Origin of the sequence: Streptomyces sp. NPDC049813 (assembly GCF_044465085.1) — a bacterium.
Lineage (GTDB): Bacteria > Actinomycetota > Actinomycetes > Streptomycetales > Streptomycetaceae > Streptomyces.
Genome location: NZ_JBITLI010000001.1, coordinates 344,498 through 362,522 on the forward strand (window position 1 = coordinate 344,498; position 18,025 = coordinate 362,522).

The following is an 18,025-nucleotide window of genomic DNA, read 5'->3' on the forward strand; positions in this document are numbered from 1 at the left end:
TCACCGCTCGACCGCCCGGAACCCGGCGAGCCGGGAGAGCAACGACCGCGCGGGCGGCGTGAGCCCGGCCACCGCCACCTCCTGCCCGGCGTTCAACGCCCCGACGAGGCAGGAGAGTTCGGCCGCGCTCAGACCGGTCTCCAGGACGTGCCCGCACGCGGCCACCAGCCGCCGCCCGCCGGCCTCCGCCCAGACCACCCGTTCGACGGCCCGTACCGCGTCGTCGTCGGTGAAGTAGCCGGGCCGCGCAGGCGGTGGCACGGGCCGCAGGCCGCCGTCCGTCGCGTGCAGCAGGGCCTCGCGCAGCAGCCCCCGCCGCAGCGCCGCCGGACGCGCGGCCTCGCGGTAGTGGGTGAGCGCCGCGGCGAGCACCGGCGGCAGCCCGTCCGCCTCCAGGCCGTCGCGTACGAGGAGGGAGGCGTTCCGGCCGTCCTGCGGGGCCAGGGGATCGGGCCCCGGGACGAGCACCGAGCGCAGCACGTGCCCCGGCCGGGGTGCGCCGCGCGGGACGCCGAGGCGGACCACGGTCGCCGGCCGGCGCCCCGGCTCGGCCGTGAAGCGCTGCCCGGCCGGCCAGTAGAGCAGGTCGCCGGGGGCCGGCCGTGCGGCGAACCACCGGCCTGCCCGCGCCAGATGCAGCCGCGGGCGCCCGAGCAAGGTGTACAGGAAGGTCGCACCCTGCATACGGGACGGCCGCCCGGGCCCGCACGTCCCATGGCAGAGCGTGGTGCTCGCGCCGAGCAGCGGCTGCCCGGTGCGGACCCAGAGCCCCGCGAGGAAGGCGCGCGCCCGCAGCCACACCGGGTGGTGCAGGGCGTGCAGGCCGCGGACGACGAGAGCGAACGGTTCGCGTACCGACTGCCGGAGCAGCCGCCGGTCGTACCGGGCGAACGAGCCGTCCTCCGGCTGCGGCAGCAGGTCCCCCGGGTCGGTGAGGCGCCGCGGCCCGAGGACGAAACCGACCTGCCCGGCCGCGGGCCGCCGCGCCGCGGTGACCGAGCCCTCGAAGACCTCGTGCACGTCGAACGGGGGAACTCCGAGCGCGGCGCCCTTGATCAGCACCGGCCGCCGGTCCCAGTACGCGGCGACGAAGGCGTCCCAGTCGAACGACTCCAGGACGTCGACGGCGGCGGCCGGGGAGACACTCACGACTCCGACTCCGGTCCGGGCCCCCACGGCGGCTCCAGCTCCACGGCCCGTACCCGGTACAACGCGTCCACCAGGGTGACCAGTTCGGGGTCCTCGGACCGCAGGCGGCATGCCGCGGCGAGCGCGGAGACGGTGGTGTACGAGTCGGTACCGAGGTGGGCGAGGTGGGTCAGGACGCGGCGGGCCGCCACGGAGGAGGTGCTCCGCGCGTGTCCGTGGGCGGCCCAGACCTCCGCGCCGGCGCCGGTCCGCAGCCGCACGAGTTCGGTGGTGCGGCGTAACCGGTGGTGCGGGGCGAGGGTGATCCCGGGCCGGGGCGGCGGTGCGGGATCGAGCCCCGCCGCGGAGCGCAGGCCGGCCCAGCGGAGGAGCAGCGCGCGCTCGGGCTCGTCCCCGGCGAGGGCCGCCGCGTAGCGCCGGGCCGGGCCGGTCAGCCGGTGGGCGGGGACCAGCCGCCCGCCCGGAGTCACGCGCGCGGGGTGCGGCGCGGCGGCCTGCTCGTCCCCGGGGAGCGGGTGGCGGGCCAGCACTTCCTGGACCACCTCGCCGACGTAGGGCAGGGCAGCGGCGGAACGGACCGGAACGCGCAGCCGCAGGGTCGTGCACAGCCGCGTACGGTCGTCGAAGTGGGCGCTGCCGGCCGGCCAGTGCACCAAGTCCCCGCCATGGGCGCGTAGTTCGAACTCGGTGCCGGTGTGCTCGGGCCGGACCCGCACCGTCAGCGAGCCGGCGAGGACCCAGGTGAGCACGGCCGCGTCCGAGCGTGCGCCTGTCTCCTCGGCCGCCCGGTGGCGGGTGCCGACGGCCAGTTCGGCGGTGACGGGCAGCGGGGGCAGGCCGACGTGCCGCCACAGCCCCGCCACGGCGCCCCGGACCCGGGACCACAGGCCGAAGTTGAGGCAGAGGGCGTGTTCGGCGGTCAACAGCCACCCCTGGGCGCCGAGCCGGCCGGCCCCCGCCAGGCGGGCCGCGTAGTCGGCGGCGTCCCGGTCCCGCGGCGCCGGCAGCAGCGGACCGGGGGCCCGCAGTTCGCCGTCGGCGACGGCGAGGCGGACCCGGGTCGGGCGCGGGGCGCCCGCCGCGGCCACCAGGAGGCGGTGGGCCCCGGCCGCGTCCAGCCCCGGCCCCGGCGCGTGCGCCACCACGACCGGCTCCCGGGCCCAGTGCTCCGCCGCGAAGCGCCGCCATGCGTCGGTGGCCGGATCGGGCACGGAGGGGGGTTCGCGGTCGCGGTTCATCGGGGCTGGGAGCTCCTCGGTCCCTCGGTCGGGGGCGGCGGGACGGCCCGGCGACCCTGTCAGAGCCCCCGGCCCCCGTCAACGCCTCGCGGCCGACGGGCGCACATCTGACCTCGGCCGGCAGCCGGGCGGCGCGGCGTCTCGCCGGCCCGGCAACCCGGCGGCCGCGGACGAGCGGACCGGCCGGTGACGCCGTACAGGAGGGTCCGCGTCCACCCACCGGCCAAAAAGTGTGGAGATATTGTGAAACGCCTGGTGGGGGCGAGCGGAATGAGAGATTCCGCAGTAATTGCGCCACGTTGCCCATGGCAAGGTGATCACAGAACGTCAATTGCCCCGGAAAGGTTCGACCTCATGCCCCTCGCCCTGTTCCGCCGGAAGCGGGCCGGTTCCGCCGTGCGGGGAGCCGGTCTCGCGCACCCCGTGCCCTCCGGCGCGGGCGCCTTCCACTGCCAGGTCACCGACCCCATCGGGCAGGTGATGCCGGGCGCCGAGGTGACCGTCACGGACACCGGCGCGGGCCGCGTCACCGCGAAGGCCACGACCGACCCGTACGGGCTCGTCTTCCTCACGCTGCAGCCCGGCCGGTACGGCGTGCTGATCGCGGCGGAGGGCCTGCAACCGCACCAGCAGACGATCGACGTGCTCCCCGACGCGACCGTCCCCCTCACCTCGGTGCAGCTGCACCCCGGCCGCGCCCCGGAGCTGCCGGGCCCAGGCACCTGGCTGTTCGACCCGCCGCACACCGCGATCCGGTTCATCGCCAAACACGTCGGAATGGCCCACGTGCACGGCCGGTTCACCCGGTTCGAGGGCGGCATCCACGTCGCCGCCGACATGGCGGACTCGCGCGTCGAGGTCCGGATCGACGCGTCGTCGATCGACACGGGCAACAACACCCGCGACAACCACCTGCGGTCGGCCGACTTCCTGGACGTGGAGCGCTACCCCTACGTCCACTTCTCCTCGGACCGCTTCCTCTACCGCGGCGGCTCCAAGTGGACGCTCCAGGGGGCCCTGACCATGCACGGCGTCAGCCGCACGGTCGACCTCGACACGAACTACCTCGGCGTCGTGAACGGCGGCTACGCGGAGGAACTGCGCTGCGCCGCCCTCGCCACGGCGGAGCTGCACCGCGAGGACTACACCCTCAACTGGCGCACCATGCTGGCCCGCGGCATCGCGGTGGTCGGCCCCACGGTCAAGCTGGAACTCGACATCCAGGCGATGTACCGCAGCCACGACACCCCGACGCCGCCGGAGTAAGTCAGAGGCGCGGGCCCCGGGAGCGTCACGCCCGCTGCACGAGCCCTTCACCGGCCACCGTCGCCCACTCCGTGACCAGTGCCTCGTACTCCGCCCGGTCCTGCGCGGTCAACTGACCGCCCGTACGCGCCCACAGGTCGCGGATCTGCTCGTTGACGACATCGGCGGAGCGCGCGGAGCGCGGAGCGGGGGTGGAGGACATGTGAACGAGGGTAGGGGATCGGTGCGCCTATGTGCTCCGGTCTGTCACGTGGGCATCGCCATGTGTGATGTTCGCCATCCCAGGCAACCCTTCACGGCTTCCGTGCTACACCCGCGTACAGCGGCACGGCCGTGCCGTCCCGCTCCTCGTCTACGGCCAGCTCCGGGTGCCAGTCCGGCAGCCACGCCACGCCCGGGTCCAGCAGCTCGAGACCCGCGAAGAAGTCCGTCATCTGCGCACGTGAGCGCGGGACCAGCGTGACCCCGCCGGCCGCGTACATGGCCACGGCCTCCCGGGTGCGCTCCGGGTCGTGGTCGGACGCCAGTTGGGACAGGACCAGGTAGCTGCCCGACGGGAGCGCGTCCATGAGCGTCCGGATGATCTCGGGCGCGCCCTGCTCGTCCGGGATGAAGTGCAACAGCGCGATGAGCGAGAGGGCGACCGGGCGGTCGAGGTCGAGGTGGGCCCCGGCCAGTTCGAGGATCTTCTCCGGGTCGCGGGCGTCCGCCTGGAGGTAGCGGGTGACGCCCTCCGGCGTGCCGCGCAGCAGCGCCGCGGCGTGGGCCAGCACGATCGGGTCGTTGTCGACGTAGACGACGCTCGCCTCCGGCGCCGCGGTCTGCGCGACGCGGTGCAGGTTCGGCTCCGTCGGTATGCCCGTGCCGATGTCGAGGAACTGGCGTACGCCCAGCCGCGCCGCGAGCATCCGCGTCGCGCGCTGCATGAACCAGCGGTTGTGCCGGGCCCCGTACCGGGCCGACGGCTCCATGGCGGTGATCTGCCGCCCGAGCTCCTCGTCCACCGGGTAGTTGTCCTTGCCGCCCAGGAACCAGTCGTACACCCGGGCCGGGTGCGGCTTGCTGGTGTCGATGAGCGGCGTGGCGGGGGACGCCTCCGTCATGGGTCAACTCCCGGATCCGTGTGAGCGGTTCGCGCGTACGTCCGATCATCCTGCCGTACGCGCGTGGCGCGCGGGGCGTGATCGGCAAGGACGGCCGGGGCTCGGCGCCCGGACCCGGGACTCGGGGCTCGGGGCTCGGGACTCAGGTGTCGCCGTCGAACGCCCCGTGCCGTCCCTCGCCGGCCGCGAACCGCCGCGCCCCCTCCAGTCCATGTGCCAGCACCGCCGCCCCGTGGCGGAGTTCGGCCGCCATGGCCGCCGTCTCGTCCAGGCCGCCCTGCTCACGCGCCGACGCCAGGTCGCCGCGCAGGCACTCCTGCGGGAACGCGGCGATCCGCGCGGCCAGTTCCTCGGCGGCGGCGCGGGCCCCGCCGGGCGGGACCAGGCGGTTGACCAGACCCATCCGGTACGCCTCGGGCGCGGGGACGGGGCGGCCGGTCAGGATCATGTCCATGGCGCGGCTCTCCCCGATGAGGCGCGGCAGCCGGACCGTACCGCCGTCGATCAGCGGGACGCCCCAGCGGCGGCAGAACACACCGAAGACCGCGTCCTCCTCGGCGACCCGCAGATCGCACCAGAGAGCGAGTTCGAGGCCGCCCGCCACCGCGTGGCCGCTGACCGCCGCGATCACCGGCTTCGTCAGCCGCAGCCGCGTGGGCCCCATGGGCCCGTCGCCGTCGGGGGCCACCCGGTTGCCGCGGTCCGTACCGACGGCCTTGAGGTCGGCGCCCGCGCAGAACGTGCCGCCCTCACCCCACAGCACCGCGACCCGTGCCGCGTCGTCCGCCTCGAACGCGCGGAAGGCGGCGGCGAGCCCGTCGGCCGTCGGCCCGTCGACCGCGTTGCGGGCCTGCGGACGGTCCAGGACGACCGTGGTGACGTGACCTGCGCGGGTGACGCGGACGGACGACATGGCCGCATCCTGCCACGGTCCCGGCCGGGCACGGACCCCCGCCGCCGATCCTTGACCTCAACATTGGTCGAGGTCCTAGGGTCGTCGGCATGAGCATGGAAACGACAGCCTGGACGCAGCTGCACAGCGTGATGAACGCCCAGAACGGCGGCCCGCGCCACCGCCCCTTCGCCCGCGCGACGCTGCGCCGGATCGCCGCCTTCGCCCGCCCGCACCGGCGCCGGATCGTCCAGTTCGTGATCCTGAGCGTGCTCGGCGCGCTGCTCGCGGTGGCGACGCCGCTCCTCGCCGGACACGTCGTCGACGCGATCGACCGCGGCGCCGATCAGGGCGTGGTCGTCCGGCTCGCCGTGCTCATCGCGGTCATCGCCCTCGCCGAGGCCGGACTCGGACTGCTCGCGCGCTGGCTCTCCGCCAATCTCGGCGAGGGACTCATCCTCGACCTGCGCACCGCCGTCTTCGACCACGTCCAGCGGATGCCCGTCGCGTTCTTCACCCGCACCCGCACCGGCGCCCTCGTCAGCCGCCTCAACAACGACGTCATCGGCGCCCAGCGCGCCTTCAGCAACACCCTGTCCGGCGTGGTCGGCAACGTGGTCACGCTGATCCTGACCCTCGCCGTCATGCTCACCCTCTCCTGGCAGATCACCCTCCTCGCCCTCGTCCTGCTCCCCGTCTTCGTGCTCCCCGCGCGCCGCACCGGCCGCCGGATGGCCCGCCTCCAGCGCGAGGCCGCCGCCCACAACGCGGCCATGGGGACACGGATGACCGAGCGGTTCTCCGCGCCGGGCGCCACCCTCGTCAAGCTGTTCGGGCGGCCCGAGGAGGAATCGGCCGAGTTCGCCGCGCGGGCCCGCCGGGTCCGGGACATCGGCGTCCGCACGGCGATGGCCCAGTCGGCGTTCATCACGGCCCTGACCCTGGTCTCGGCGCTGGCCCTGGCGCTCGTCTACGGCCTCGGCGGCTACTTCGCGCTCGACGGCACCCTGAAGGCGGGCACGGTCGTCTCGCTGGCGCTGCTCCTCACCCGCCTGTACGCGCCGCTGACCTCCCTGGCCGGTGCCCGCGTCGAGGTGATGAGCGCCCTGGTCAGCTTCGAGCGGGTCTTCGAAGTGCTCGACCTGAAACCACTGATCGAAGAGAAACAGGACGCCCGCGAGGTGCCGGAAGGGCCCGTCGCCGTGGAGTTCGACGACGTCCGCTTCGGCTATCCGGCCGCCGACAAGGTCTCCCTCGCCTCCCTCGAAGAGGTCGCCTCGCTCGACACCCGCGGCGGCGCCGAGGTCCTGCACGGCGTGAGCTTCCGGGCCGCACCGGGCCAGACCGTCGCCCTGGTCGGCTCGTCGGGCGCCGGCAAGTCCACCATCGCCCAGCTGCTGCCCCGCCTGTACGACACCGACGCGGGCGCCGTGCGGATCGGCGGCGTCGACGTACGCGACCTGAGCGCGCCCTCGCTGCGGGCCACGCTCGGCATGGTGACCCAGGACGGTCACCTCTTCCATGACTCGGTCCGCGCCAACCTGCTCCTGGCCAGGCCGGGAGCGAGCGAGACGGAGCTGTGGGACGTGCTGCGCCGGGCCCGCCTCGACACACTGGTCCGCGAACTCCCCGACGGGCTCGACACGGTCGTCGGCGAGCGCGGGTACCGGCTCTCCGGCGGCGAGCGCCAGCGGATGACGATCGCCCGCCTGCTCCTGGCCCGCCAGCGCGTCGTCATCCTCGACGAGGCCACCGCCCACCTCGACAACACCTCGGAGGCGGCGGTCCAGGAGGCCCTGGCCGAGGCCCTGAGCGACCGCACCGCGATCGTCATCGCCCACCGCCTGTCCACGATCCGCTCCGCCGACCAGATCCTCGTGGTGGAGGACGGCCGCATCGTCGAACGCGGCACCCACACCGCCCTGTTGGCCCACGCGGGACGCTACGCGGAGCTGTACCGCACGCAGTTCGCACCGGACGAGCCGGACGGCGACCGGGAAGCGGCATGAAGCGGTCCGCCGGCCCCGCGCAGGAGTGCGGCACCGTATCGGGGGCAGGCAAGCCGCAACGGGGCCGCGGCGCACGGGCCGCCGCGGGCGGGGGAGGGACGGACATGGAGCAGGCCGGAAGGCGCTTCCCGGTGCGGTGGGCGGGGAACGGGGTGCTCGTCGTGGAGGTCCCCGAACCGTTCGACGACGGGGCGGCCGCGGAGCTGTGCGCCCTGCTGACGCGGCTCGCGGCCACGGGGCAGCGCACTTTCGTCGTGGACCTGCGCGCCGTGGACCCGAGCCTGGCCGCCGGAGCCGGCCGCTTCGTCGAGGGTGTCCGGGCGGTCACCGCGCGCGGAGCCGTGCTCGCGTTCGTCGCAGGACCGGCCGGGCGCACGGCGCTACGGGCGGCCGGGGCCGGCGCTCTCTCCGCGGACGTGCACGATGCCGTGGCCGCGGCGGTCGATTCGGTCGCGTCGGTCGAGCCGGTCGAGTCGTTGGGGGGTGGGGCCCGGGGCGCCGACCCGGCGTCGGGCCCCACCCCCGCCCAGGACTCGCTCTGACACGTCCGGCCTCACCCGGATCCCGCGTCAGTGCCGGCGCAGCCGTCCCAGCCAGGCGCGGGCCTGGGCCCGCTTGCGCGGGTCCGCAGCGGTGCGCCGCGCGGTGGCGATGGTCCGCTGCCCCTGCGGGGTGCGGCTGTACTGCTTGATGCGGTTGAGGATGCCGGCCATGGCGTCTCCACTCCGTCCGAGGTCGGTCTGTTCCGTCGTGGTGCTCCTTCCGGCTACCCCCGGGAGGCCTCCTCTATCAGCCCTCTCTCAGCCCTCTGTCAGCCATGTCCCAGCCTGTCTCGGTCCTGTCCCGGCCGCCGTCAGCGCCGGGCGAGCCGGCGTTCGCCACGTGCCCCGGGCTCGAACGGCAGCTTGTAGTGGTCGAAGACGGACCACTCCTGGTCGGCCAGCAGTTCACCGTCGGTGTCGATCGAAGGGGCGTCCTTCACCTGGTCCTTGGAGTAGTGGATCTTCAGGTACGCCGGACCGACCGACGCCCCCATGAGCGGCGCGAACACGAGCCTGCGCCTGGTCGGCAGCCCCACGGTGATGGTGCAGAAGAACGGCGTGTCCGAGACGGTGTCCACGTAGATCGACTCAAGGGTGCCGATCTTGTGCCCGTCGGGGTCGACCACGTCGTGCCCGCGCCAGTCCCGGATGTTCTCAGCGGCGATCATGCCTGACCTTCTTTCTTCCCGGCGTGTGTCTTCTTGGTACCCGCTCTCGCGCCGATCACGTGGGCCGGACCGGTGCGTAAGCTGGCAGACATGCGTACGCGCCCCACGTTGACCTGGGAACCCGTCGCCGGCCTGCCCCCGGCCTCGACCGACCTGGCACCGGTCGTCGAGGCCCTGCGGGCGGGCGGCGCCCTCGTGCTGAGCGGCGCCGGGCTCTCCACCGAGTCCGGCATCCCGGACTACCGCGGGGAGCACGGCTCCCTGCGCCGGCACACCCCGATGACGTACCAGGAGTTCACCGCCGACGCGTGGGCGCGGCGCCGGTACTGGGCGCGCAGCCAGGTCGGCTGGCGGGCCATGGCCCGGGCCCGGCCGAACGGCGGCCACCGGGCCGTGGCCGCCCTCGCCGGCGCCGGACTGCTCACCGGCGTGATCACGCAGAACGTCGACGGACTGCAACAGGCCGCGGGCCTCGACGACGTCGTCGAGCTCCACGGCAGCCTGCGCCGGGTGATCTGCCTGGACTGCGGCGACCTGAGCGGGCGCACCACGCTCGACGAGCGGCTGCGCGAGGCCAACCCGGAGTTCGAGACCGCCGCCGAGCGGCACGCGGCGGCGGCGCGGGTCAACCCGGACGGCGACGTGGAACTGCCCGACGCGGCGGTGGAGCGGTTCCGGCTCGTGCCCTGCCAGGTGTGCGGGGGCGTGCTCAAGCCGGACGTCGTCTTCTTCGGCGAGACCGTGCCGCCCGCCCGGGTCGCGGCCTGCCGCGGCCTCGTGGCGGAGGCGAGGAGCGTGCTCGTGCTCGGTTCCTCGCTGACGGTCATGTCGGGGCTGCGCTTCGTACGGCAGGCGGCGCAGGCGGCCACGCCCGTCCTGATCGTCAACCAGGGCCCGGGTCGCGGCGACCCCCTGGCCACGCACCGCGTCGGCCTGCCGCTCGGCCAGGCGCTGTCCGACGTCGTGACGCGCCTGGGCCTCTGACACGCCTGTCACGCGCGTGACAGGGCCGGGACGTGTCGGCCCGCTACCCGGGCCCCGGGCTGATGCCGTCGATCTTCGCCCGTCCGCAGGCGAAGCGGGCGGAGCCGCCGACCGGGGTCCGCGATTCGAACGCCCGATCCCATCAGGCCGTCCGGCGGCGCCCGCCATGATCAGGAACCTGCCGGTCAAGTCGCGGTACGGCCAGTGTTTGACCGATTGAAGACAACTGCGCCGATTCCGCCCCCGGCAGGCCGGGGGCGCGTGATGATGCTGCTGACTCCGCCGGGGGCCCGCGCTGCGGGTGCTTCGGCGGAGTACGGCTGTTGCCGTCCCGGTGGGCGCCGGGGCGGTGGGCGGCCCGCGCGTGCCGTGCCTCCGGGGGGAGGGCTCCGCCGGGATGCGGCGCGCGTGAACGTGGCCCTGTCGGCCGGGGTGGAGTCGGCCACCGGTGACGGGACGTGCGTGACCGCGCCGCCGCCGGTTCCCGGGTCCTACGGACCCGCCGTCGGTGCGCGGGCCCGATGGAGCTCGATGAAGGGGGAGTCAGTTGGCTTCGATGCCTGCTTCGATGGCTGAAAGACCACGACGGACCGTGTCCCGCAGGGGGCGGCGCTGGGCGTCCGTCACCGCCGCCGGTGCCCTGACGCTGACCGGGGTGGCGGCGCTGTCCGCTCCGGCGCACGCGGCGGCGGGCCCGAGCGCGTACGTGGCCAACTTCTACGGCGACGCCGTCACGGTGATCGACACCGGCACCCGCACGGTCACCGGCACCATCGGTGTCGGCAACAGTCCCGTCGGCGTGGCCGTCAGCCCCGCCGACGCGCGGGCGTACGTCACGAACTTCGACGACGGCACCGTGTCGGTGATCGACACGGCGAGCGACACGGTCACCCGGACCTTCGCGGTCGGCAGCAATCCCCTCAGCGTGGCGTTCACCCCGTCCGGGGCGCGCGCGTACGTCGCGAACAGCGGGGCGGCGTCCGTCTCGGTGGTCGACACCGCGACCGACACGGTGACCGCGACCCTCCCGGTCGGCGGCTCCCCGAACGGGGTGGCGGTGAGCCCGTCGGGCGCCACCGCCTACGTGACCAACAACAACGGCGGCACCGTCTCGGTCATCGACACGGCGACCGACGAGGTGACCGCCACCGTCCCGGTCGGCAACGCCCCCTCCGGCGTGGCCGTCAGCCCCTCGGGCGGCGTCGCCTACGTCGCCAACAACAGCAGCGACGACTCGGTCTCGGTCATCGACACCGCGACCGACTCCGTGACCACCACCATCCCGGTCGGCACCGGCCCGCACGGCGTCGCGTTCGCCCCGTCCGGCGCGACGGCCTACGTGACCGACCGCGGCGGCGACGACGTACGGGTCATCGACACGGCGACCCACGCCGTGACGGACAGTGTCCCGGTCGGCCACGACCCGGCGAAGGTCGAGGTCGACCCCTCGGGCGCCACGGCGTACGTCTCGAACGTCGCCGACGGCACGGTCTCGGTGATCGACACCGCGTCGCAGGCCGTCACCGCCACGATCAGCGGGATGAGCGGCCCCTACGGCATCGCGTTCGCCCGCCCGCCGTCGCAGGCCCAGGCGGACATCGACGTCGACCTCGCCGCGCAGCCGCACGTGGGCCTGCTGGTGCCCTACCTGAGCTACACCCTCACCGCCCGGCACACCGGCCCCGGAGCCGTCAGCTCCGCGACCCTGACCGCGAAGCTGCCGCCGGGCGCCTCCGCCACGAACCTCTCCTCCGGCTGCACCGCCGCCGGCTCCAAGGTGACCTGCGCCTACGGCGCCATCCCCAAGAACGGAAGCGTGCACAAGACGTTCCGCGTCCCCCTGCACCTGCTGACCCTCGGCCCCGTCAAGGTCACCGCTCAACGCACCACGTCCAGCCCGACGGACCCCAACCCCACCAACGACCACGCATCCGTCACCTGCTCGGCCATCTCCGTGGTCCTCGTCACCTGCTGAGGGGGCGACGCGCCGCACGGCGAGCGGGGTCCTGACCACCGTGCAGAACGGGCCGAGGGGGGCGGCACCCGCACCAGGGTGCCGCCCCCCTTCGCGCGAATCCCCCGCCGGAAGGCCCCGATCCGGAACCCGCGCCCCTGGGCGGAGGCCGGCCGGGCGGTAAGCTCGCGGGGAAGCACTTGACCTGCACACACGCAGGCAGGGAGCCAATTTTCCAGGAGTGCCCCATGTTGCGCACCATGTTCAAGAGCAAGATCCACCGTGCCACCGTCACCCAGGCCGACCTGCACTACGTCGGGTCCGTCACCATCGACGCGGACCTGCTCGACGCCGCCGATCTGCTGCCCGGCGAGCTCGTGCACATCGTCGACATCGACAACGGCGCCCGGCTGGAGACCTACGTCATCGAGGGCGAGCGCGGCTCCGGTGTCATCGGGATCAACGGCGCCGCCGCCCACCTCGTGCACCCCGGCGACCTGGTGATCATCATCAGTTACGCCCAGGTCGACGACGCCGAGGCGCGTTCGCTACGGCCCCGCGTCGTCCACGTGGACCGCCAGAACGCGATCGTGGCCCTCGGCGCGGACCCCTCCGAACCGGCCCCGGGCGACGACACCGAGCGGAGCCCGCACGCCGTACCGGCCTGATCGCGCCGGCCCGCCGATCCGGGCGACCCGACGGACCCGACCGCCACCACCGGCCCGGCGCCGTGACCCGTGCCGACACCTCAGGAGCGCCCCATGAGCGAGATCGACCTGCACGACGACCGCGACCGGGGCGTCCTGACCGCCCGCACCCACACCACCGGCAGCCCCGGCGGCGAGACCGTCGGGTACCTCCAGTACTTCGTGCTGGACGAGCCCGTGCCCGCCCTCGTGGCCGCGCACACCGTCGTGGCGCCCGCCCACGAGGGCAAGGGCATCGCCGGTTCGCTGGCGCGCGAGCTGTACGCGGCGGCCGCGCGCGAGGCGCTCGCCGTCGCGCCGCTGTGCTCGTTCGTCGCGGCCTGGGCCGAGCGGCACCCCGGCGAGGCGCCCGCCGCCCCCGCCGAACTGCTCGCCGCCGCCGAAGCGGCACTCGCCGTCGATCCCGACAAGTGGTGACCGGCCTCCTCCAGGCCCGCCCGCCGCTGAGGTCCCCCGCATGATCCTCGCCCTCCTGCACACCTCACCCGCGCACCCACCGGTCTTTGACGCCCTGCGCGACGCCTGCCACCCCGGCCTCGCGCTGCGCCACGTCGTCCGCGAGGACCTGCTGGTGCGGGCGGGCGAGAGCGGCCCGGACAGCGTTGCCGACGAGGTGCGTGCGCTGCTGGAGGCGGCGAGGCGCGACGGCGCCGACGCCGTGCTGTGCACCTGCTCCAGCATCGGCGGCGTCGCCGAGAACCTGGCGGCCGCCGTCGGCCTGCCCGTGCTGCGGGTGGACCGGCCGATGGCCGCGCGCGCCGTCGCCACGGGGCCCCGGATCACCGTGGTCGCCACCGTGCGGAGCACCCTCGCGCCGACCGTCGCCCTCGTCGAGGAGGAGGCGGCGCGCGCCGGGCACGCCGTCGACGTGCGCACGGTGTTCGTCGACGGGGCGTGGGCGTGCTTCCTCGCCGGGGACCGGGACGGCTACCTCGGCCGGGTCGCGGCGGCCGTCGACTCCGTCACCGACGCCGACGCGATCGTGCTCGCGCAGGCCTCCATGGCCGACGCCGCGGACCGCGCCCGCACCGCGCTCCCCGTGCTCTCCAGCCCGCGCCCCGGCCTGGACGCCGCAGCGGCGGCGTGCGCCTCCGCATCCGGACCGGCCGACAAGGCCTAGGTTGGTCGGCATCGACGCGCGGCAGCGCGCACCGAGCGAGAGGAGCCGACATGACCGGCAGCGACAACGAGGTCGAAGTCAGCCCGACGGGGTGGGTCGCGGACCAGGCCCGCACCTACGAGGAGTCCGGCGGCACCAAGGGCACCACGATGCAGGGCGCCCCCTGCCTGCTGCTCGACTACAAGGGCCGCAAGACGGGCCAGTGGCGGCGCACCGTCCTGATCTACGGGCGCGACGGCGACGACTACCTGATCGTGGCCTCCTACGGCGGCTCGGACCAGCACCCTCTCTGGTACCTGAACCTCCAGGCCGACCCGGACGTGCGGCTGCGCGTGGGCACCGAGCGGTTCACGGCGCGCGCCGAGACCCTGCCGGCCGCGGAGAAGGCACGGGTCTGGGACTCCCTGGTCGAGCTGTTCGCCCCCTACGCGGAGTACCAGAAGAAGACCAGCCGGGACATCCCCGTCGTGCGCCTGACCCGCACCGACGGCTGATCCGGCTCGGCCGGACGCGTGAGTCCGGCGGGCGCGGGCAGGCGTGGCGGGAGACAGTGGACACGACCCCCTCCGAACCTATGGAGGCAGTGCGATGACCCAGCCGTTCCCCGATCCCGTCCCGCCGAGCCCCCAGCCGGTGCCGGGACCCGATCCCGTACCGCCGAACCCCACTCCGGTGCCGGGCCCGGGGCCCGACGTCCCGGACCCCTTCCCGGCGCCGAACCCCGGTCCCGGGCCGGTGCCGCAGCCCCCGCCGTCCCCGGCGCCGCCGGGCCCGCAGCCGGACCCCGACCCGACACCGCCGGAGCCCGAGCCCTCACCCGTGTGAGCCGGCGAGGCCACGGACCGCCCCCGCCGGGCCCACGCCCGGCGGGGGCGGTCCGCTGCGTCCGGGCGTGGTCCCCACCCCAGCGAGCCCCCGCGATCGCCCCGGGCCATGGGCACGGGGTCATGGTGGCGAGCAACTGCCCTTTCATCGAACGCAGTTGCGTACAGGGGGGTGCATGTCAGACGTCGCCTCCACGCCCTCAGGAAGCGCGCGCCCGGCAGGCGGACTGCCGCTTGTCTGCCGGCCCAGGAAGGCCAACGGCTGCTGGAAATCATCGACAAGCGCGGCGCAAGCACCCGGCGACCGGCCGCGCTCGAGCCCCGCGAGGCTGGCCCCCAGTGGTGCGCGGCGGCGCACCCATGGCTATTTCTATCGAGATTCGATAGGTTTAGGCTGTTGCTCGATAGGAGGAGGCTGAGATGGGGAGCCGGGTCGTGTTCGCTCTGCGCGGCGTGATCGTGGCGTTGCTGGCCGGCTGTGTGGCAGTCCAGGCGGTGCTTGCAACGCTCGTGGTCCAGGACGCGACCGATGTGGGTGGTGATGGGGTGCCCCGGGTCCCGGTCCTGCTGATCGTGGTGGTGGGGATGGTGTGCGCCGAGGTGGTGCTGGTCTGTGTGTGGCGACTCCTGGCGCTGGTGCGGCGCGGGGAGGTCTTCACCGCGTCCGCGTTCCGGTACGTGGATGTCGCGGGCGGGGCCTTCGCCGCGGCGGCGTTGCTGCTGTGGGCACTCGGTGTGGTGCTGGCTCCGGGCGAGACTGTCGCTCCCGGCGTCGTCCTGCTGATCGGCGCGGTAGGGCTCGGGGTGCTCGCTGTCGCCCTGATCGTGTGGATCATGCGCGCGCTGCTGGCCCAGGCGGTCGCGCGGGACGCCGAGGCCTGCCGGATGCAGGCCGAGCTGGCCGGGGTGATCTGATGCCGATCGTGGTCGACATCGATGTGATGCTGGCCCGCCGCAAGATGTCCGTCGGGCAACTGGCCGAACGCGTCGGGATCACCCCGGCCAACCTGGCGGTGCTGAAGAACGGCCGGGCCAAAGCGGTGCGGTTCGCCACGCTCGCCGCCCTGTGCGAGGCACTGCACTGCCAGCCCGGTGACCTGCTGCGCTTCGAGGCCGCCGAGCAGCCGGACGCCGTGCCCACCACCCGCTGACACCCGCGGCGATCGCATGCCACGCGTCGCCGGCCCCCGAGCGGCGCTCAGCGGGCTCGGCAGAGCCGTGCTGGTCATCGAGTGCCGACGGCGTCGTCGCGCTCGGCCTCCGCCGCGGACACCAGGCCTTCCAGCAACTCGACGGCGCGGCGTACGGCGGGGTGCCGCGCCACCGATTCCTTCACCGCGAGGCTGAGGTACCGCACCGGGGTGGGGGACACCAGGGCGACCGTCGTCAGCTCCTCCGGCAGTTCGCCGATGCCGAGCGCCGGTACCACCGTCAGCCCGATGCCCGTTGCCACGAAGGACATGGCCGTCCGGTAGTCGTGCGTCTCCACCACGAAGCCCGGGGAGAACCCGGCCTGTGCGCAGGCGTCGAGGAGCACCTGGCGGCAGGTCCCGTCGCGCAGGTCGTTGTCCACCCAGGGCCGGTCGGCGAGGCTCGCCAACGCCACTTCCGGCAGCCCGGCGATCGGGTCGTCGACCCGGACGACGGCGAAGTAGGGGTCCGCGGCGATCCGGTGCACGCGCACCGCCCCGGGGTGCTCGGCGCCCGATTCCTCCACGAAGATGTCCAGGTCCGGTTCGTCCCGGTGGTACTCGGTGAGCAGCAGATCCAGCCGGAGCTCCGGGAACTCGGTCCGCAGCGCGGCGACGACGGGCGCCAGCAACGCCGAACCCGCCGAGCTGAAGTAGCCGATCGACAGAGTGCCCACTCGGCCGGCCCGCAGGTCGCCCACCACCCGTTCGATCCGGCCCAACGCCTCGAACAGCGTCTCGGCCTCGGCCGCGAGGATCCGCCCGGCCGCGGTGGGCTCGATACCGCGACCGGAACGTTCGAACAGCCGCAGTCCGGTCTCCCGTTGCAGCGTGGCGAGCTGCTGGCTCACCGCGGACGGCGTGTAGCCGAGCGCGGCGGCGCTCGCACGGATCGAACTCGTCGTGACGACCGTCCGCAGTACGCGAAGGCGGGGAATGTCCAGCATGCGCTCACCGTACAGCGACACTTAACGAACATGCAGAACTCGTCGCTTGTGCTGTGCATACGGAGCGGCCGACGATGGCGAAGTGACCGACTCGCGCGCAGCAACCAAGCCCACCGCCCCGGCCGCCGCCACGGACCTGCACCCCCCGGCCGGCCCGGGCATCGGCAGGACCGCGGCCGCCGCCGGGCTCGCCGTCGTGCTGTGGGCCTCCGCGTTCGTCGCCATCCGGGATATCGGGCCCGCCCTGTCCCCAGCGCCGCTGGCGTTGCTGCGGCTCGGTGTCGCGGCCGTCACGCTCACGGTGCTCGCGGTGGCCAGGCGGACCGTGCGGGTTCGCGTGTCCCGCAAGGCGCTTCTGCTGATCGCGGCCTATGCCGTGCTGTGGCTCGCCGGCTACACGGTCGCGCTCAACGCGGGTGAACAGCACGTTGACGCCGGGACGGCGGCGTTGCTGGTGAATCTCGCGCCGCTGCTCGTCGCCGTGGCGGCCGGCAAGTTCCTCGGTGAGGCCTTCTCCCGTGCAGTGCTCGTCGGTTCGCTCGTCGCGCTGGCCGGCACCGCGGTCATCGCGGCCGGAGCCACCGCGCAGCGCGACTGGGCGGGGGTCCTGCTGTGCCTGCTGGCCGCCGTGCTCTACGCCGCGGGCGTCATGGTCCAGAAGGCCACACTCCGCCACGTCGACGGATTCACCGCGATCTGGCTCGGCTGCGTCGTCGCCACGACCGTCCTGCTGCCCTGGGCACCGCAGTTGGCCGTCGAAATGCGGGCGGCGCCGACGGGGGCCGTCCTCAGCGCCGCGTATCTGGGCGTGTTCCCCACCGCGATCGGCTTCACCGCCTGGGCGTACGCGCTGCGCCGCATGAGCGCGGGCCGGCTCTCGTCCGTCACCTACGCGGTCCCGGCCGTGTCCGTGCTGCTGTCGTGGCTGCTGCTCGCCGAGATCCCCACGGCGTACGGGCTGGTCGGCGGCGTGCTCTGCCTGGCCGGGGTCGCCGTCTCCCGGCGGCGATGATCCGGCCGGAGCCGAAAAAGAAGAGGAACGGAGGATTCAGCAGGCGATCCGGGGTACCTGGGACCAAGCACAACGCACGTACGAACGTGGGAGGTATCCACCATGGGCAAGCTGGGCGATGTCGCGAACAAGGCCAAGCAGATGGCCAAGGGCCATCCGGACCAGGCCGACAAGGGCGTCGAGAGCGCCGAGCGCGCCGTCGACGAACGTACGGGCAACAAGTACGACGCGCAGACCGACAAGGCGGCCGACGCCGCCCGCCGCAGCTACGGCAGCGGCGGCACGGACCAGCACTGAGGTCCCGCGCACGAGTGGCGGCCCCCCCGGCCCGCCGGGGGGGGCCCACCGGGGCCCCCCCCCGGACCGGCCCCCCCGCCCCCGGCCCCCGCCCGCGGGGCCCCCCGGGGGGGCGCGGCGCCC

General features: G+C 74.2%; 21 protein-coding genes. 13 read left to right on the top strand and 8 right to left on the bottom strand.

Annotated features, from left to right (window positions below):
- The gene (locus tag ACIBW6_RS01380) at positions 1-1,149 is read right to left on the bottom strand and encodes a hypothetical protein (protein ID WP_399055275.1); all 1,149 of its coding nucleotides are present in this window, start codon (positions 1,147-1,149) and stop codon (positions 1-3) included.
- On the bottom strand, positions 1,146-2,387 hold the full coding sequence (locus ACIBW6_RS01385; RefSeq protein WP_399055277.1) for a hypothetical protein: 1,242 nt from the start codon (positions 2,385-2,387) through the stop codon (positions 1,146-1,148). The genes ACIBW6_RS01380 and ACIBW6_RS01385 overlap by 4 nt, the downstream gene beginning before the upstream one ends.
- A gap of 354 nt (positions 2,388-2,741) precedes the next feature.
- Between ACIBW6_RS01385 and ACIBW6_RS01390 the strand changes: the two genes are divergently transcribed.
- Complete coding sequence (locus ACIBW6_RS01390) at positions 2,742-3,653, top strand: YceI family protein (RefSeq protein WP_399055279.1); 912 nt, start codon at positions 2,742-2,744, stop codon at positions 3,651-3,653.
- A gap of 25 nt (positions 3,654-3,678) precedes the next feature.
- On the opposite strand, the gene ACIBW6_RS01395 is transcribed toward ACIBW6_RS01390, so the two are convergent.
- From ACIBW6_RS01395 to ACIBW6_RS01405, 3 genes are all read right to left on the bottom strand, one after another.
- Positions 3,679-3,855: a hypothetical protein gene (locus ACIBW6_RS01395; RefSeq protein ID WP_399055281.1), complete on the bottom strand. Its 177-nt coding sequence runs from the start codon at positions 3,853-3,855 to the stop codon at positions 3,679-3,681.
- A gap of 91 nt (positions 3,856-3,946) precedes the next feature.
- Positions 3,947-4,756, bottom strand: a complete 810-nt coding sequence (locus ACIBW6_RS01400) for an SAM-dependent methyltransferase (RefSeq protein WP_399055283.1) — start codon at positions 4,754-4,756, stop codon at positions 3,947-3,949.
- A gap of 142 nt (positions 4,757-4,898) precedes the next feature.
- Positions 4,899-5,669: a crotonase/enoyl-CoA hydratase family protein gene (locus ACIBW6_RS01405; RefSeq protein ID WP_399055285.1), complete on the bottom strand. Its 771-nt coding sequence runs from the start codon at positions 5,667-5,669 to the stop codon at positions 4,899-4,901.
- Positions 5,670-5,758: 89 nt separating this feature from the next.
- On the opposite strand from ACIBW6_RS01405, the gene ACIBW6_RS01410 reads away from it, so the two are divergent.
- Together ACIBW6_RS01410 and ACIBW6_RS01415 are read left to right on the top strand one after the other, a co-directional pair.
- Entirely contained in the window at positions 5,759-7,657 is a 1,899-nt protein-coding gene (locus ACIBW6_RS01410; protein WP_399055287.1) for an ABC transporter ATP-binding protein, read from the top strand.
- Between the two features lie 104 nt (positions 7,658-7,761).
- Positions 7,762-8,199, top strand: a complete 438-nt coding sequence (locus ACIBW6_RS01415; RefSeq protein ID WP_399055289.1) for an STAS domain-containing protein — start codon at positions 7,762-7,764, stop codon at positions 8,197-8,199.
- A 27-nt stretch (positions 8,200-8,226) separates the two neighbouring features.
- Here the strand turns inward: ACIBW6_RS01415 and ACIBW6_RS01420 are convergent, their stop codons facing one another.
- Both ACIBW6_RS01420 and ACIBW6_RS01425 read right to left on the bottom strand, forming a co-directional pair.
- Positions 8,227-8,370, bottom strand: a complete 144-nt coding sequence (locus tag ACIBW6_RS01420; protein WP_399055291.1) for a hypothetical protein — start codon at positions 8,368-8,370, stop codon at positions 8,227-8,229.
- Positions 8,371-8,510: 140 nt separating this feature from the next.
- Entirely contained in the window at positions 8,511-8,867 is a 357-nt protein-coding gene (locus ACIBW6_RS01425; protein ID WP_399055293.1) for a PRC-barrel domain-containing protein, read from the bottom strand.
- Positions 8,868-8,957: 90 nt separating this feature from the next.
- On the opposite strand from ACIBW6_RS01425, the gene ACIBW6_RS01430 reads away from it, so the two are divergent.
- From ACIBW6_RS01430 to ACIBW6_RS01465, 8 genes are all read left to right on the top strand, one after another.
- Positions 8,958-9,851 carry an NAD-dependent protein deacetylase gene (locus ACIBW6_RS01430; protein ID WP_399055295.1) on the top strand — a complete coding sequence of 298 codons (894 nt, stop codon included), beginning with the start codon at positions 8,958-8,960 and terminating at the stop codon, positions 9,849-9,851.
- A 592-nt stretch (positions 9,852-10,443) separates the two neighbouring features.
- Entirely contained in the window at positions 10,444-11,826 is a 1,383-nt protein-coding gene (locus tag ACIBW6_RS01435; protein WP_399055297.1) for a beta-propeller fold lactonase family protein, read from the top strand.
- A 227-nt stretch (positions 11,827-12,053) separates the two neighbouring features.
- Positions 12,054-12,473, top strand: coding sequence for an aspartate 1-decarboxylase (gene panD / locus ACIBW6_RS01440; RefSeq protein WP_399055299.1), 420 nt, complete (start codon positions 12,054-12,056; stop codon positions 12,471-12,473).
- A gap of 93 nt (positions 12,474-12,566) precedes the next feature.
- Entirely contained in the window at positions 12,567-12,929 is a 363-nt protein-coding gene (locus tag ACIBW6_RS01445) for a GNAT family N-acetyltransferase (RefSeq protein WP_399055301.1), read from the top strand.
- A gap of 40 nt (positions 12,930-12,969) precedes the next feature.
- Positions 12,970-13,632 (top strand): aspartate/glutamate racemase family protein, encoded by a 663-nt coding sequence (locus ACIBW6_RS01450; RefSeq protein ID WP_399055303.1) that lies wholly within the window; start codon positions 12,970-12,972, stop codon positions 13,630-13,632.
- A gap of 50 nt (positions 13,633-13,682) precedes the next feature.
- Entirely contained in the window at positions 13,683-14,126 is a 444-nt protein-coding gene (locus ACIBW6_RS01455) for a nitroreductase family deazaflavin-dependent oxidoreductase (RefSeq protein WP_399055305.1), read from the top strand.
- 750 nt (positions 14,127-14,876) lie between these two features.
- A complete protein-coding gene (locus ACIBW6_RS01460; protein ID WP_399055307.1) occupies positions 14,877-15,371 on the top strand; it encodes a DUF2975 domain-containing protein in 495 nt (164 codons plus the stop codon).
- Positions 15,371-15,607, top strand: a complete 237-nt coding sequence (locus ACIBW6_RS01465; RefSeq protein WP_399055309.1) for a helix-turn-helix domain-containing protein — start codon at positions 15,371-15,373, stop codon at positions 15,605-15,607. Before ACIBW6_RS01460 ends, ACIBW6_RS01465 begins: the two co-directional genes overlap by 1 nt.
- 74 nt (positions 15,608-15,681) lie before the next feature.
- Here ACIBW6_RS01465 and ACIBW6_RS01470 read toward each other — a convergent pair whose 3' ends face one another.
- Positions 15,682-16,593 (bottom strand): LysR family transcriptional regulator, encoded by a 912-nt coding sequence (locus ACIBW6_RS01470; protein WP_399055311.1) that lies wholly within the window; start codon positions 16,591-16,593, stop codon positions 15,682-15,684.
- Between the two features lie 82 nt (positions 16,594-16,675).
- On the opposite strand from ACIBW6_RS01470, the gene ACIBW6_RS01475 reads away from it, so the two are divergent.
- Entirely contained in the window at positions 16,676-17,605 is a 930-nt protein-coding gene (locus tag ACIBW6_RS01475) for a DMT family transporter (protein WP_399055313.1), read from the top strand.
- A gap of 102 nt (positions 17,606-17,707) precedes the next feature.
- Positions 17,708-17,902: an antitoxin gene (locus ACIBW6_RS01480; protein WP_399055315.1), complete on the top strand. Its 195-nt coding sequence runs from the start codon at positions 17,708-17,710 to the stop codon at positions 17,900-17,902.
- Positions 17,903-18,025 lie beyond the last annotated feature (123 nt).